The 15,791-nt window shown below is 71.2% G+C and carries 9 protein-coding genes; 4 read left to right on the top strand and 5 right to left on the bottom strand.

The genetic code is table 11. The features are described 5' to 3' along the window. Positions 1 to 103 precede the first annotated feature (103 nt). Both acnA and L6E17_RS20275 read right to left on the bottom strand, forming a co-directional pair. Positions 104 to 2,821, bottom strand: coding sequence for an aconitate hydratase AcnA (acnA, locus tag L6E17_RS20270; protein ID WP_308315913.1), 2,718 nt, complete (start codon positions 2,819 to 2,821; stop codon positions 104 to 106). A gap of 771 nt (positions 2,822 to 3,592) precedes the next feature. Beyond that, complete coding sequence (locus L6E17_RS20275) at positions 3,593 to 4,174, bottom strand: hypothetical protein (RefSeq protein ID WP_236242175.1); 582 nt, start codon at positions 4,172 to 4,174, stop codon at positions 3,593 to 3,595. A gap of 465 nt (positions 4,175 to 4,639) precedes the next feature. Here L6E17_RS20275 and L6E17_RS20280 point away from each other — a divergent pair, with 465 nt between their 5' ends. After that, positions 4,640 to 6,169 (top strand): UDP-N-acetylglucosamine 1-carboxyvinyltransferase, encoded by a 1,530-nt coding sequence (locus L6E17_RS20280; RefSeq protein ID WP_236242176.1) that lies wholly within the window; start codon positions 4,640 to 4,642, stop codon positions 6,167 to 6,169. Between the two features lie 491 nt (positions 6,170 to 6,660). Here the strand turns inward: L6E17_RS20280 and L6E17_RS20285 are convergent, their stop codons facing one another. Beyond that, positions 6,661 to 7,479 (bottom strand): WG repeat-containing protein, encoded by an 819-nt coding sequence (locus tag L6E17_RS20285; RefSeq protein ID WP_236242177.1) that lies wholly within the window; start codon positions 7,477 to 7,479, stop codon positions 6,661 to 6,663. Between the two features lie 420 nt (positions 7,480 to 7,899). Between L6E17_RS20285 and L6E17_RS20290 the strand changes: the two genes are divergently transcribed. Next, entirely contained in the window at positions 7,900 to 8,085 is a 186-nt protein-coding gene (locus L6E17_RS20290; protein ID WP_236242178.1) for a hypothetical protein, read from the top strand. A 10-nt stretch (positions 8,086 to 8,095) separates the two neighbouring features. Here the strand turns inward: L6E17_RS20290 and L6E17_RS20295 are convergent, their stop codons facing one another. Further along, complete coding sequence (locus tag L6E17_RS20295; RefSeq protein ID WP_236242179.1) at positions 8,096 to 8,608, bottom strand: macro domain-containing protein; 513 nt, start codon at positions 8,606 to 8,608, stop codon at positions 8,096 to 8,098. A gap of 41 nt (positions 8,609 to 8,649) precedes the next feature. After that, entirely contained in the window at positions 8,650 to 12,849 is a 4,200-nt protein-coding gene (locus tag L6E17_RS20300) for an SMI1/KNR4 family protein (RefSeq protein ID WP_236242180.1), read from the bottom strand. A gap of 418 nt (positions 12,850 to 13,267) precedes the next feature. On the opposite strand from L6E17_RS20300, the gene L6E17_RS20305 reads away from it, so the two are divergent. Beyond that, a complete protein-coding gene (locus tag L6E17_RS20305; RefSeq protein WP_236242181.1) occupies positions 13,268 to 13,525 on the top strand; it encodes a hypothetical protein in 258 nt (85 codons plus the stop codon). A 272-nt stretch (positions 13,526 to 13,797) separates the two neighbouring features. Beyond that, positions 13,798 to 15,687, top strand: a complete 1,890-nt coding sequence (locus L6E17_RS20310) for a long-chain fatty acid--CoA ligase (protein WP_236242182.1) — start codon at positions 13,798 to 13,800, stop codon at positions 15,685 to 15,687. Positions 15,688 to 15,791 lie beyond the last annotated feature (104 nt).

Below are 15,791 nucleotides of genomic sequence, written 5' to 3' on the forward strand. Positions count from 1 at the left end.
GGACATGACAGCCGTCAGCCCCTCGTGCGAAGCCGGGAAAGCGGAAGGGCCGCACCCCGTACGGAACGGGGTGCGGCCCTCAGCCGCGGGGGCCTGCCGGGACTCAGCCGCGGATCAGGTTGCGCAGCACGTACTGCATGATGCCGCCGTTGCGGTAGTAGTCGGCCTCACCGGGGGTGTCGATGCGGACGACCGCGTCGAACTCGACGCCGGTGTCGGTGGTGACCTTCACCGTGCGCGGGGTGCGGCCCTCGTTCAGCTCGGTGACGCCCGCGATGGAGAAGGTCTCCTCGCCGGTCAGGCCGAGGGACTCGGCCGAGGCGCCCTCCGGGAACTGGAGCGGGAGCACGCCCATGCCGATGAGGTTCGAGCGGTGGATGCGCTCGTACGACTCGGCGATGACGGCCTTGACACCGAGGAGCGCCGTGCCCTTGGCCGCCCAGTCGCGGGACGAGCCGGAGCCGTACTCCTTGCCCGCCAGGACGACCAGCGGGATGCCGGCGGCCTGGTAGTTCTGGGAGGCGTCGTAGATGAAGGAGACCGGCGCGCCGTCCTGCGTGAAGTCGCGGGTGTAGCCGCCCTCGGTGCCCGGCGCGATCTGGTTGCGCAGGCGGATGTTGGCGAACGTACCGCGGATCATGACCTCGTGGTTGCCGCGGCGCGAGCCGTAGCTGTTGAAGTCGCGGCGCTCCACACCGTGCTCGGTGAGGTACTTGCCGGCCGGGGTGTCGGCCTTGATGGCGCCGGCCGGGGAGATGTGGTCGGTGGTGACCGAGTCGCCCAGCTTCGCCAGGACCCGGGCGCCGGAGATGTCCTCGACCGGGGCCGGGTCCATCGTCATGCCCTCGAAGTACGGGGGCTTGCGGACGTAGGTGGACTGCGGGTCCCACTCGAAGGTGTTGCCGGTCGGGATCGGCAGCGCCTGCCACTGGGCGTCGCCGGCGAACACGTCCGCGTAGGACTTCGAGAACATGTCCTCGCCGATGGCGTTGGCGACGACGTCGTTGACCTCGGCCTCCGTCGGCCAGATGTCCTTCAGGTAGACCGGGTTTCCGTCCTGGTCGGTGCCCAGGGCGTCCTTGGTGATGTCCACCTTCATGGAGCCGGCGAGGGCGTAGGCGACCACCAGCGGCGGGGACGCCAGGTAGTTCATCTTGACGTCGGGGTTGATGCGGCCCTCGAAGTTGCGGTTGCCGGAGAGGACCGAGGTGACGGCGAGGTCGTGGTCGTTGACGGCCTTGGAGACCTCCTCCGGCAGCGGGCCGGAGTTGCCGATGCAGGTGGTGCAGCCGTAGCCGACGAGGTTGAAGCCGACCTTGTCGAGGTAGGGGGTGAGGCCCGCCTTGTCGAAGTAGTCGGTGACGACCTTCGAGCCCGGGGCGAGGGTGGTCTTGACCCACGGCTTGCGGGTCAGGCCCTTCTCGACCGCCTTCTTCGCCACGAGCGCCGCGGCGACCATGACGTACGGGTTCGAGGTGTTGGTGCAGGAGGTGATGGCGGCGACCGTCACGGCACCGTGGTCGATCTCGTACGTCGACCCGTCGGGCGCGGTGACCGGGACCGGCTTCGACGGGGCGCCGTTCGGCGTGTTGGCCGGGGCGTCGGACGCCGGGAAGGACTCCTTGCCCGCCTCGTCCACGTCGTCGACGTAGTTGCGGACGTCCTGCGCGAACTGCTCGGCGGCGTTCGCCAGGATGATGCGGTCCTGCGGGCGCTTCGGGCCGGCGATCGACGGGACGACCGTCGACAGGTCCAGCTCCAGCTTCTCGGAGAAGTCCGGCTCGGCGGTCGGGTCCAGCCAGAGGCCCTGCTCCTTGGCGTACGCCTCGACGAGGGCGACCTGCTGCTCGGAGCGGCCGGTGAGGCGCAGGTAGTTCAGGGTCTCGCCGTCGATCGGGAAGATCGCGGCGGTGGAGCCGAACTCCGGCGACATGTTGCCGATGGTGGCGCGGTTGGCCAGGGAGGTGGCGGCGACGCCCTCACCGTAGAACTCGACGAACTTGCCGACGACACCGTGCTTGCGGAGCATCTCGGTGATGGTCAGCACCAGGTCGGTGGCGGTGGTGCCGGTGGGCAGCTCGCCGGTCAGCTTGAAGCCGACGACGCGCGGGATCAGCATGGAGACCGGCTGGCCGAGCATGGCGGCCTCGGCCTCGATGCCGCCGACGCCCCAGCCGAGCACACCGAGGCCGTTGACCATGGTGGTGTGCGAGTCGGTGCCGACGAGGGTGTCGGGGTACGCCTGGCCGCCCCGGACCATGACGGTGCGGGCCAGGTGCTCGATGTTCACCTGGTGGACGATGCCGGTGCCCGGCGGGACGACCTTGAACTCGTCGAACGCGGTCTGGCCCCAGCGCAGGAACTGGTAGCGCTCCTTGTTGCGGCCGTACTCCAGCTCGACGTTCTGGCCGAAGGCGTCCGCGGTGCCGAACTTGTCGGCGATGACGGAGTGGTCGATGACCAGCTCGGCCGGCGCCAGCGGGTTGATCTTCGACGGGTCGCCGCCGAGCTCCTTGACGGCCTCGCGCATGGTGGCGAGGTCCACGACGCACGGGACACCGGTGAAGTCCTGCATGATCACGCGGGCCGGCGTGAACTGGATCTCCTGGCTCGGCTGGGCCTGCGAGTCCCAGTTGCCGAGCGCGCGGATGTGGTCGGCGGTGATGTTCGCGCCGTCCTCGGTGCGGAGCAGGTTCTCCAGCAGGACCTTGAGGCTGTAGGGCAGGCGAGCCGAGCCCTCAACCTTGTCCAGCCGGAAGATCTCGTACGACTCGTCGCCCACGCGCAGCGTGCTGCGGGCGTCGAAGCTGTTCGCCGACACGACAGTCTCCTTCATCAATGTGCGCGTTCAACCGCATCCTGCCGCCACAGGCTTGTCACCGATCCGCTAAGGTAAGGCTTAGTTAGGTGACCCTTACCCGAGCGGGCGGCCGCGGTGCGTCGTCAGCAGATATCTCGATGTCGAGATAACACTAGTACATCACCGCGGCAAGGTCATGCCCGGGAGGCTCGAGCGCGGTCGGACAGCCTGTCGCCCAGGACGCCGCAGGGACGTCGCAGCTACGTCACAGGGACGTCGCACGGAACCCGGAGCGCACGGAACCCGGAGCGCACCGCACCGCAGGCCACCGCGCCGCCGCGCCGCCACGGCGCCCCTGGGACGGACGGGCGTGCGGGCCGCAGCGTGCCCGCAGCGCCTCGACCCGGACTCGAACCGCCTCCCGCACGGGACAGGGCACGGACCGGGGCGCGGGCGCGGGGCGCGGGGCGCGGGCGACTGTACGGGGGCGTGGCCGGTCGCACGCGGCGGCCGAGCTGTACGAGGGCGTGGCCGCGGGCATGGGCGGTGGCCCGGTCGTACGAGCACGTATGGCAGGCGACTGTGAGCGCCGCGGGCGGTATTCCGCGGGAGCCCGGACCGAGGCCGCCCACCCGGCCGTACGAGCACGTACGGCGGCCGAGCTGCACGAGGGCGTGGCCGCGGGCGGTACCTCCAGGGGAGCGGGCCGGACCGCCGTGCGGAGGTGGCGCTCCGTGCGGTCGTCGGCGGGTGCGCGTTCCCGCGCCTCGCCCGCCCGGCCATCACCGGCTCTCAGCCGAAGAGGTCCAGGACGTCCGACCCGGAGGCGGCGGTGTCGGCGGAGCGGGCCCGCATGGGGCGCGGGTCCGGGTACGTCGTCGCCGCCGCCCTCGCGCGGACGGCGTCCGGACCGCCGCACGCCGCGACCGCGAAGGCGCCGAGGACCTCGGCGAACGCGGCGGGGTCGCGGAACTCCACGCCGTACGCCCGGCCGTCCCGCAGCGGGACCCAGACCACCCGGACGGCGCGCGGCCACTGCCGGACCGGCTGCTCGTCCGCGGTCGACCGCCCCTCCAGCCACAGCCGCGCCACGTGCAGCAGGTTCACCTCGTCCATCGGCAGCCGCCTGCGCCGGATGAGCAGTTCACATGTCGTCAGCGTGATCCGCTGGTCCTTCTTCGGGTACCAGGCGGCACCGATCCCGAACGGCACCCAGAGCACCACCCCGATCAGCGGCCAGACCAGGGCGTCGCCCCACGAGCGGAGCAGCCCGCCGTCCGCCAGGTAGAGGAGCCCGAAGACCGCGGCCCACTTCGCCGTCATCCGCCAGAACCCGGAGCCCTGCCGGTACAGGACCCGTCGCTTCCCCGCCATCTCCATCCCCCTTCGTCCCCTCCACCCCGCACGCTATCCGCCACGCCCCCTCCCCCTCAGGGCTGCCCGTCAAAGCCATTCCCCGCTGCCGGTCAGTGTGCCCGGACCCTTGCGGCAGGCCGCCCGGCCCAGCGGCGCCACGGCCGGAGCGGGTGACCGCGAGGCGCGCGGCGCGGCGCGGGGGCACCGGCGAGCCAGCGGAAGGCGGCGGCACTGACACCGGCGGCGTGCGGGGCCACCCCCCACCCGCCGACCCGAGGCGGGAGACCTCCCCAGTATCCGGTTTGACCTACATTGAGCTTTTCGCAAGAAATCTGCCGGATGTGGTGTATCCCGAGGCCCCCTGAGGGAACATGACCCTTTGTCGGATGTGCGAGGGAAGAACTGGCGTATGGTCGACGAGGGTTCACCCGAACGGCTCACCCGGATCCCAATCTCATCTCATATGTGAGATAGCCTGCCGCTATGGCAGACGACTACCTCGTACGCATCGGCAGGCTCATCCGTGACGCCCGCCAGCATCGCGGCTGGACACAGACGCAGCTCGCCGAGGCGCTGGCCACCAGCCAAAGCGCCGTCAACCGTATCGAGCGCGGAAACCAGAACATCAGTCTTGAGATGATCGCCCGCATCGGTGAGGCGCTGGACAGCGAGATCGTGTCGCTCGGTTACTCCGGGCCCATGCACCTGAGGGTCGTCGGCGGCCGCCGCCTCTCCGGCGCCATCGACGTCAAGACCAGCAAGAACGCATGTGTCGCCCTGCTCTGCGCCTCCCTGCTGAACAAGGGCCGGACGGTGCTGCGCCGGGTCGCGCGCATCGAGGAGGTCTACCGGCTGCTGGAGGTGCTGAACTCCATCGGGGTCCGCACCCGCTGGATCAACGACGGTACGGACCTGGAGATCGTCCCGCCCGCCGAGCTCACCATGGAGGCCATCGACGCGGACGCGGCCCGCCGCACCCGCTCGATCATCATGTTCCTCGGGCCGCTCCTGCACCGGATGCGGTCGTTCAAGCTGCCGTACGCCGGCGGCTGCGACCTGGGCACGCGGACGGTCGAGCCGCACATGATCGCCCTGCGCCGGTTCGGCCTGGACATCACCGCCACCGAGGGCCTCTACCACGCGGAGGTCGACCCGGGCGTCACGCCGGACCGCCCCATCGTGCTGACCGAGCGCGGCGACACCGTGACCGAGAACGCGCTGCTGGCCGCCGCCCGCCACGACGGCGCCACCGTCATCCGCAACGCCTCCTCCAACTACATGGTCCAGGACCTCTGCTTCTTCCTGGAGGCGCTGGGCGTACGGGTCGAGGGCATCGGCACGACCACCCTCACCGTCCACGGCGTGCCGCACATCGACGTGGACGTCGACTACTCGCCCTCCGAGGACCCGGTCGAGGCGATGAGCCTGCTCGCCGCGGCCGTCGTCACCGAGTCGGAGCTGACGATCCGCCGGGTGCCCATCGAGTTCCTGGAGATCGAGCTCGCGGTCCTGGAGGAGATGGGCCTGGACCACGACCGCTCCGCCGAGTACGGCGCGGACAACGGCCGCACCCGCCTGGTCGACCTGACGGTCCGCCCCTCCAAACTGGAAGCGCCGATCGACAAGATCCACCCGATGCCGTTCCCGGGCCTGAACATCGACAACGTCCCCTTCTTCGCGGCCATCGCCGCGGCCGCGCAGGGCAAGACCCTCATCCACGACTGGGTCTACGACAACCGCGCGATCTACCTGACGGACCTCAACCGCCTCGGCGGCCGCCTCCAGCTCCTCGACCCGCACCGCGTCCTCGTCGAGGGCCCGACCCGCTGGCGCGCCGCCGAGATGATGTGCCCGCCGGCCCTCCGCCCGGCCGTGGTCGTCCTGCTCGCCATGATGGCCGCGGAGGGCACGTCGGTCCTGCGCAACGTGTACGTCATCAACCGCGGCTACGAGGACCTCGCGGAGCGGCTGAACTCGGTCGGCGCCCAGATCGAGATCTTCCGCGACATTTGATACGAGGATGCCGCCGCACCCCTTCTGACCTGACCTGCGGTGAAGCGGGTCAGGGAAGGGTGCGGCGGCATCCGTGGGACTTCCCTGGGACGTTGGGCCTGTGACGGGCTCCTACGGGCCGCTGTTCCGGCCCGGCGCCCTCACGCCCGAGGTTGCGCAGAAGTCGCGTCGAGGGCGGCGCTGCCCCGTGCGCCCGCGCGAGGCAGGAAGTGGGCAGGACTTCCGCAGCGTGAACCCCGGATCGGAGTGCCCCAGCCAGCGCGCCAGGGAGACGACCGGTTCCCCAGCCTCCAGTTCCTCGGAGGCGTAGAAGTGGTGCAGGGCGGGGAAGCCGTGCTGCCGGGACGGCTCCCATACGCCTGGCCCTCCCGGGGCGCCTTCCTGGAACTCCTGCTTACGTAGTGGTCGGCGTCCTCGGCGACGCGGCGGCGGCCGGCGAGGGGCTGACCGTCTTCTGCGAGTGATCAGCTTCTGCGAAGGCTGACCGGCTGCTACGCCGGCTGGTCGACGGGTCGGCCCTCGGTGTCGATCCGCGTCCACGGCCCGCCGTAGGAACCGTCCTCGGCGGGCAGCCGCACCTCGGCGACTCCGTCGCGGAACGGCCGGACCTCGACGTACCGCCTGCCCATCGGGATGCGCCAGCGTCCCTCCGCGTCGATCAGGCCGTAGGAGAAGGGACTGTCGGACTGGTCCTCGACCCAGTTCAGCTCAAGGTCCGCCGCGCTGTGCGGTGGGCGGGACAGGTCGACTTCGAGCGAGTAGCCGAGCAGCCGGTGGGGGTCGGCCGCCTCGTCGGGGTCGGCGTCCTCTCCGAAGCCGGGCTCGGCGATGCGGTGCTCGACGTCGATCAGCTCACCCTCCAGCCACTCCGTGAAACTGCCCACGTACTCGATCGCGGCCGAGTCCTCGACCACCCACACCCCGTCCTCCGCCAGGGCGAAGCCACTGATGTGGGACAGGTCGTAGCCGGCGAAGAAGGCGTGCCTGCACGGGGTGGGTTCGCCTTCGACCGCCTTCGGGAAGCCGTGTTCCTCATCGTGGATCTCGACCGACAGCACGGCCATCGCTTCGGGCGGCAGGAACGTCGTCCCCCGACGGTCGTAGTACGAGAAGCCGAGCACCGGGTAGCCGACCTCCTTGACGAAGGTCCGGTAGTCGGCGGGCAGCAGGTGGTCCAGCCGGGCTCCGTGCGGATGGGTCGCCATGCGTGAGCGGCGCAGGTCGGCGGGCGCGTAGTCCAGCGCCCAGCCGAGGCCCTTGGCCTGGAGCATCTGCTCGAACTGCCGCCAGCGGGAGACGATGTCTGTCATGTCGCATCTCCGATTCAGGTGTGTCTACGGTGCCCGGTGGGGCGGTTGACGGAGGGCTGTGGGAGGGAGCACCCGGAACTGTCCGAGTCGCTGCACCGTCACGGTGGCCTGCTCGTCACCGGGCGTCCGGGCGCGGCGGCGCCACGCGTGGTCACCGGCTCGCTCACCGTCCGGTGCTGCCGGTACGACCACGGCTACGACAGGCGGATCGTCGTCCGCGGGGACCTGACGGCGCACGCGGTGTTCAGCGCCGGGGATCTGCGGGTCCGGGGGATATCCGTGCGGGCGTCGTCTCCTGCATCAGCCTCGATCCCCGTACGACCGCTTCGGGTGCCATCCGGGCGCGGCCGGCCATGGAGAAGGTTCCCCTCGGGCGCCGCGGTGCAGGCGGACGGCCACCTGGACCACGGAAGCTACCGCTTGGGACGGCCGGACGACCAGGAGGAAGCGCGGGACCGTTTGCGGTCCCTGCTCGTGGACGAGGTCTTCACCGACGGCGTCGGGGACGGCACTCCGCTCCTGGGCCGGTACGAACTCTTCGACCGGCTGTCGCGATGCGACCGGCTGTCGGCGGGGCGACGGGTGTGCCGCGACGGCGACCGCTGACCGTCGGCGGTCACGCAGGGTCGTAGACGACGGTACGGATCCCCCGCGCTCCCAGCGCCTCGACGACCAGCGGTTCCACGCGGTCCCAGGTGCCGCCCGCCAGGCCGCAGCCGATGCGGGGCATGTGCACCGAGGCGTGCAGCCGCAGAGCGTGCTCCGCCAGCGTGTGCAGGGCCCCGCCCACCGCCTCGTAGCGGATGGGCGGGCCGCTGTCGGCGGGTTCGGTGCCGGAGTCGGTCCGTGTGCCCGCGCGGGTCCTGATGCCGTGCTGGCCCACCATGTTCGCGACCCACACGTGCGGATCGACCTGGACCAGTTGCACGGCGCCGAGGCGGAATCCCGAGGAGGCGCGGTCGCGGTACCAGCGCCGGAACTCCTTCTCGGGCTCGGGCCAGCGGTGGGACAGCGCCCGTACGAACCCCGCGCCCCAGGCGCCGATGTCGTTGCAGACATGCGCGATGATCCGGTTGCCGTCGGCCTGCGGGGTGGTGGCGTCGCCGTCGATGAACTCGATGGGTGGCATGGGCGGAACTCCTGAAGCGGTGGGGCGGGCATCGGTCGCGGTCACGGGGAGCCAGGCCGGTCGACGTCCGTCGTGATCTCGCAGTAGCCCGCCTTCGTCCTCGCCGCGACCAGCTTCGCCGCCTTCCTGGCCGCCCGTGCCGGGTCGTCGTAGCAGCGGGCCTTCACGGCGCCCACCGCGCCGAGCTTGCCCTCGCGGGTCGAGACGACGGCGTGGGCCGGGTCGTGGAAGAGCTCCCAGAAGCGGGGCGGCTTGCCCTCGCGCCGGAGTTCGAAGCGGCGGCGCTCGGCGTCGGGGTTGAACCGCTGGCCGTGGTGGACCTCGGCCACCACGGGGGCGGCCGACTCGACCGCGTCGGCGAACTCGCGGAGGAATCCGGTGGCGAGCGTCCACGGCAGCGAACTCTCCCACCAGAAGTCGTCCGGGTCCTCGCAGGCTGCGGTGAAGACCCGCTCGTCCTCACGCTCCTGGTCGGCGAGCAGCGTGACGGCCACCGGATCACCGCCACCGAACCTCTCCACCAGTACGTCGAGCGACTCCATGACCGGCCGGACCGCCTCCGCGCGAGCGGGGTACAGCGCCCGCAGGTATGTCCGGCCCAGCTCCCGTGCCATGGGACGGCGGGCCTTCACCTGCGCCGGGGAGAGCACCCGCATCCCGGTCCTGCCCGCCTCGCCCGCCACGGACCAGCGCGCGTGCCCGACCTCCCGCCAGAAGGAGCGCAGCACTTCGGGCACCGGATGCCGGCATTCCGCTGCGAAAGCGGCGATCTCCTCCTCGCTCACGCCGGACCCGACCTCCACCTCGATGCCGGCCCCGGCGATCAGGTCGCCGTAACCGTGGGTGGTGAGGTACTCGGTGATCTCGGTGAGCGCGCTGACGTGCCATGCGGTGTCGCGGGAGTCGTCGCGGATCCGGCCCCGGATCCACTGCCGTACCGTCATGTCCTCGCGCCGCAGGCAGCCCCCGTCCCACTCCAGGCAGCCGAGGAAGGCGTTGCGGTCCCGCTGCGCCTCCAGCTCCCACCGCTGGTGCGCGGCGATCGCCTCGGCGCCGGTGGCGTACTGGGGGCCGCTCCGGTCGGCCCGGTCCTCGAAGACGCTGAGGTGGTCGGTCTCACCGTCGCCCCCGGAGGGGGTGTGATAGGTGCGCACGACAGCGCCCTTGCCCGGGAGGTACCAGGGGCTCGACGCGCTCATCCCGCTCGCCTCGATGCTGCGTCCGAGCCGTGTGAACGCCTCGGCGGCGGTGGCGGCGTCGGGGAAGTGCAGGCCGAGGCAGTTGACCGAGCCGGTGTTGTGGCCGCCCCAGCGCACGGTGAGCCGGTCGCCGTAGCGGACGGTCTCGGTGTAGTGGGCGGCCCGGCGGTCCCAGAACAGCGCCCGCTCGGACAGTTCGGTGACGCCGGCGAGGAACTCCCGCATCCGCCCGTGTCCGGCGGGGCGGACCCGGAAGGGCGGCTCGGTGATCTCGTAGCCGTCGAAGACGTGGACCGCGCCGTCGGTGTCGAGGAACCAGACCTCGCCGCTCGCCCGGTCGTGCAGAATCCTGCGTCGCACGGTCACCTGGGCCAGGATGCCGAGGTTCTTGTCGGAGATCTTGCGGCGCGGTTTCCCGGCGGCGCGGGCGGTGGTGCCCTTGTCCAGCAGGCGCCGCCGTTCGGCGTCGGCCCGGCCGGAGAGCACTGCTTCCAGTTGCGCGGCCCGCCCCTTGCGTGCCAGCGGGTTGGTCCACGCCCGGCCCCCGGCGTGCTCGTCGGGGGCCAGCGGCGGTTCGGCGATGGCGGCCAGGAGCGTGTGAGCGGTGCGCACCAGCTCGTACTCGTGCGCGGCGAGCGCGGCGTCGATGCCGATGACGAGCGCGTACGCGAAGAAGCGCCGCTCGGTCTCCTCCTGCGGCACCGGCCGGTGCGCCAGCTCCCGCAGCAGCTCCACCTTCGGCGGGCCCTGCCGGACGAAGTCGGTGAGGGCGTAGGCGTAGCAGCCGGCGGCGCGGCCGTCGGGCCGGGCTCGCAGCGCGGACATCGTCTCGCGGTGGACCTCCTCGGTGAAGATCCCGCCGATCGCGTCGCCCATCCGCCAGAACTCGCGCCGCTCGGTGAACAGCCGCCCGATCAGCGTGGTCCGGGAGCGGGGCGTGCCCATCTTGCGGACCGCCGAGTACAGGTTGGCGACCGTGTCCTGCAGCAGGTCGTCCTCCGTCTCGCCGTGGTCGAAGACCTTTCCGCTCTTCTCGGTGGAGGCGGCGTAGCGGCGGCCGTACTCGTCCAGCGCCTCGATCAGGTAGTCCTGGGCGCCCACGTGGTCGAAGCTGTAGAGCTGGTGCCCGGCCGCGTTGCGGGCGTGGATGCTCGGGTGGGTGAGCCTGGTGGCGACCATCGCGCGGGCGGCCCGTTCGGCCTGGGCGTCGGTGAGCCGGGGCAGGATGGACGTGTCCTCGTGCCAGGAACTGAACAGTTCGTTCCACAGCGGGTCGAGGGTGGTGGCGGGGGCGGGCGGATCCGCTTCGGCGAGGCGCATGAGCCGGTCGAATACCTGGGGCTGGTGGGCGATCGGCGCGATGGCTTTGAGGATCTCCTCCTTCATGTCCTCGACCGCCATGGCCGCCAGGACGTCGGCGCCGTCGGGGTCGGGCGTGTGCTCCAGGATCCTCAGCAGTACGGCTGTGAAGGGGTGGTCGGCGGAGGTGATCGCATCCGCCACCTTCCCCAGCACCTCCGCCTGCACCGAGTTCTCCAGCGCCTCGAAGCCCTTCGCGGCCAGCTCGGTCGCATCCGCGTCGGCGCTCTGAAGGACCGTGCGGATCGCCCAGGCGCTCACCTCGGCCGCGTACTCGTCCACCCCGGAGCGGTACAGGACACGGCGGGCGACCACTCGGGTCAACTCCGGGTCGGAGATCCGCGCGACGATCTCGGCGCAGCCCTCCGATGCCGACCTCAGCTCCGCCACGACCGGTGCGGACGCCTCGGCCAGGGCCAGGGCCCGCGGTAGCTGTTCGGCGGGCAGGAACAGCTCGCGCCCGGCCAGTTCCTGGGCCTGCGCCGCCAGGGCGAGCACCCAGCGGTGGTGCGGCTCCTTCTCCAGCAGGAAGCGGGCGACGGAGGCCAGCGCGTCGGCGTCCCGTATCAGGGGGTGGACGACCCACACCGCGTCCAGCACCGCCGGCCAGCTCTCGCCGGTGCCGACCACCGCGCGGGCGAACTCGTCCGCGTGGGCGCTGCCCGGCCTGCCCGCGCGCTGGTCAAGCAGGGCACGCAGGGCGAAGGTGCCCGACGCGGCCTCCATGTCCCGGGCGGCATCGCCGACCTCCGCGTCGGTGAGGGTGCCGTCCCGCAGACCGTCGTGGACGAGGCGGAACGTGGTCAGCGGCCGTACATCGGGGGCGATCCTGAGGGAGAGCAGCGCGACACGCGCCCACTGCTCCCGCTCGGTGGCCGAGTTCAGCAGAGCCAGTGACCGCCGGGCCCGGAATCCGGGGACGACCGGGACGTCCCCGTCGAGCGGCAGCGTGCCGAACACCGCCGCGAACGCCTCGACCAGCGGCGGGCGCCCGCCCTCCGGACCGATCGCCGCCAGCACGCGCGCCCGCTGCTCGTCCATCGCCAGCAGCGAGGTGTGCAGCAGCCAGTAGACCGCCAGGTGAGGATCGGCGGCGAGGTACGGCAGCTCGGCCAGCAGCGCCGTCCCGGCGGCCTCGTCCGTCGGCCAGACGGCGCGCAGATGTCCGGCGGCGTTGCCCGCGAGGTGCTCGTCGCTCTGGATCGCGTCACCCGCACCGTCCAGCAGCGGCTGGGCCAGCAGCCACACGAGCCACTGGTAGCGCCCGGCGAGCGTCTCCGTGGTGGGGACGCCGGGTGACTCCTGCCGCACGGCGGGCCGGCCGGTGCGGTAGGCGTCGCGGAGCTCGTCCTCGTCGGCGCCGTCGTCCAGCTCCTTCTTGAAGGAGACCCAGTCCTCCAGCGAGTCGAACCGGTCGTACAGCTCACGGGTCTCGTGGTCCTGCCACCACACCCGCCCGTCCCCGCGCACGTCCAGCAGCGTGTAGTTGTCGCCCTCGTCGTCGAGGACGAAGAAACCGGCGAGGGTCTTGTCGATCGCCCCGAAGTAGGAGTAGTTGGCCGACAGATGGGCGTGCACCAGATCACCGTCGTACGGCCCGGTCAGCCGCTCCTCGGACGCGTCGATCATCCGTGGGGTGATCGGCAGCCCGTAGAACCGGCTGATCTGGTCGTGGCTGGGCATGATCGCTCCTCTTGGGGTGGGTCGTGCGGAGCCTGGCACAGGCCACCCACCGAGGGCATCCGTGGAAGTACCCCATCCGGTACGGAACTGCCGCCCCTGCGCCCGGTGGCCCGTGGCCCGTGTGCCCGGTGGCCCGTGGCCCGTGTGCCCGGTGGCCCGTGGCCCGTGTGCCCGGTGGCCCGTGTGCCCGGTGGCCCGTGTGCCCGGTGGCCGGTGGCCGGTGGCCCGTGGTCCGTGGCCAGTGGCCGGTGGCTGGTGGCCCGTGGCTGGCGGCCGGTGGCTGGTGGCCCGTGGCTGGCGGCCGGTGGCCCCTGTGCCCGGTGGCCCGTGGCCGGTGGCCCGTGGCCGGTGGCCCTGTGCCCGGTGGCCCGTGGCCGGTGGCCCGTGGCCGGTGGCCGGTGGCCTCTCAGGATCAGTCATGACCGAAGCACGTCTGCCTCCTGACAGCATCGACGAGGCCGCCGTGAACGTCTTCGGGCAGCGGATCTTCCTCACCATCGGCATACCGATCGCAGCCCGGCCGGCCCCTGGTGCCCAGCGTCCGACGTCCGCCCCACGGCCCCTCAGTACACCCGCTGCCGCCCAGTTCTCCAGGCCGGCCGACTGCCCGCTTGACTGCGCCCGCCGGCACAGGCCGTACCGACGTCCACAGCTGATGCTCGGCGAAGTGGTGTGACGCGGGTCCCGGGCGGAACCTGTTCTACGTCGCTGGGGGTACCCCCCGAGGTAGGGGCGGCCCGGCACCACCCACCCCGATCGTCCTCATGGATGGCGACGCGCCCCACGCGCTGCTCGGCTCGGTGCGGGTCCGGCGCCGCTTCGAGAACGTGCACCCCAGACTCTCCTCCCTTACGTTCCGGAGGATTTGCCTTTAGTCTCAGCTCTGCTTACGAGCTACCCATCAGTTAACTCGCCTTTGGATGGGCGCGTCCGGGCCCGGAGGCCGATGTGAGTTCCGCGCAGTCCCTTCTCGAAAGCCGCCCCGTTTCCGTGGCGCATCTCTTCCTCTCAAGAGTCCGGGCCACGCCCGACCTGGAGGCCTACCGCTACCCCGTGGCGGCCGGTGACGGCGCTTCTTCCGGCACCGAGCAGTGGCAGTCACTGACCTGGGCGCAGACCGGCGAGCGGGTCAAGGTGATCGCGGCCGGCCTTCTTGCACTCGGGGTGCAGCCCGAAGAGCGTGTGGCGATCTCCTCCTCCACCCGCGTGGAATGGATCCTGGCCGACATGGGTGTCATGTGCGCGGGCGCTGCCGCCACCGCCGTCTACCCCAGCACCAACGCCGATGAGACGGCGTACATCCTCGCCGACTCCGGCAGCCGGGCGATCTTCGTCGAGAACGCCGCTCAGCTGGCCAAGGTGGTCGCCCATGCCGACCGCCTGCCCGGTCTCGGCCACGCGATCCTCTTCGACCCGCAGGCCGACGCCCCACCCGTGGACGGCCTGGAAGTGCTGTCCCTCGCCGAGCTCGAGAAGCTCGGCGCCGCGCACCTGGAAGAGCACCCTGACGCGATCGAGGCAGCCGTCGGTGCCATCGAGCGGGAACAACTCGCGACCCTCATCTACACCTCCGGCACGACCGGCCGCCCGAAGGGCGTTCGCCTCGTCCACGACTGCTGGTCCTACCAGGGTGTCGCGCAGGAGGTCAGCGGGCTGCTGCGCCCCGACGACGTGCAGTTCCTCTGGTTGCCGCTGTCCCACGTCTTCGGCAAGGCCCTGATATCCGGCCAGATCAGGACCGGACATGTGATGGCCGTGGACGGGCGTGTCGACCGCATCATCACCAACCTGCCTGCCGTCCGGCCCACCGTGATGGCGTCCGCACCGCGGATCTTCGAGAAGGTCTACAACGGCATCGCGAGCAAGGCGAGGGCCGAGGGCGGCGCCAAGCACAAGATCTTCCTGTGGGCGGCGCAGGTCGCCCGCGACTACGCCAGGGCGCGGCAGAACACCGTGGTGGCGACAGCGAGGCGCAGGGTCCCCTTGCGGCTCTCCGTGCAGCACGCCCTGGCCGACCGGCTGGTGTACCGCAAGATCCGCGCCGCCTTCGGAGGCAATCTGCGCGGCAGCGTCTCAGGCAGTGCCGCGCTCGCGCCCGACATCGGCTATTTCTTCGCCGGCGCCGGCGTGCCCGTGCTCGAAGGCTACGGTCTCACCGAGACCAGCGCCGCCTGTACCGTCAACCCCGCCGACGACCTTCGCGTCGGCACCGTCGGCAAACCGCTGCCCGGGACGGAGGTCCGCATCGCCGCCGACGGCGAGGTCCTTCTCCGGGGCCCCGGGATCATGCGCGGCTACCACAACCTCCCGGAGAAGACCGACGAGGTGCTGGAGAGCGACGGCTGGTTCCACACCGGCGACATCGGCGAGGTCGACGGCGACGGCTTCGTCCGGATCACCGACCGCAAGAAGGACCTGTTCAAGACCTCGGGCGGCAAGTACGTGGCTCCGACGGAGATCGAGGGGCGGTTCAAGGCCGTCTGCCCGTTCGTGAGCAATGTGCTGGTCATCGGCAACGGCCGCAACTACTGCACCGCCCTGATCGCCCTGGACGAGACCGTCATCATGCCGTGGGCGGCATCCCACGGCCTCGAAGGCCGCAGCTACGCGGAGGTCGTCTCGTCACCGCAGGTCCACGACTTGATCGACGGCTTCGTCCAGCGTGTCAACGGCGAACTGCAGCGGTGGCAGACCATCAAGAAGTTCTCTGTGTTGCCGCGTGATCTCGATGTGGAGCACGGTGAGCTCACCCCCAGCCTCAAGGTCAAGCGGCCTGTCGTGGAGCGCGAGTACGCCGAGGCCATCGAGGCCATGTACGAGGGTTCCCGCGAGGCGTGACCGCCGGCGGTCCGGTACGGTGCATCCCCCAGCCGTACCGGACCGACGCCCACCTGGCAGCCATACCTCGGGCTCCACACGTCCAGGTACACCTCTGGCTCGTC

This window comes from Streptomyces sp. CC228A, from assembly GCF_021390935.1.
Lineage (GTDB): Bacteria > Actinomycetota > Actinomycetes > Streptomycetales > Streptomycetaceae > Streptomyces.

Excerpts from the sequence above, each read along its gene's own strand:
- L6E17_RS20275 (WP_236242175.1), bottom strand. The coding sequence starts at position 4,174 with ATGGCGGGGAAGCGACGGGTCCTGTACCGGCAGGGCTCCGGGTTCTGG.
- L6E17_RS20280 (WP_236242176.1), top strand. The coding sequence starts at position 4,640 with ATGGCAGACGACTACCTCGTACGCATCGGCAGGCTCATCCGTGACGCC.
- L6E17_RS20285 (WP_236242177.1), bottom strand. The coding sequence starts at position 7,479 with ATGACAGACATCGTCTCCCGCTGGCGGCAGTTCGAGCAGATGCTCCAG.
- L6E17_RS20295 (WP_236242179.1), bottom strand. The coding sequence starts at position 8,608 with ATGCCACCCATCGAGTTCATCGACGGCGACGCCACCACCCCGCAGGCC.
- L6E17_RS20300 (WP_236242180.1), bottom strand. The coding sequence starts at position 12,849 with ATGCCCAGCCACGACCAGATCAGCCGGTTCTACGGGCTGCCGATCACC.
- L6E17_RS20305 (WP_236242181.1), top strand. The coding sequence starts at position 13,268 with ATGACCGAAGCACGTCTGCCTCCTGACAGCATCGACGAGGCCGCCGTG.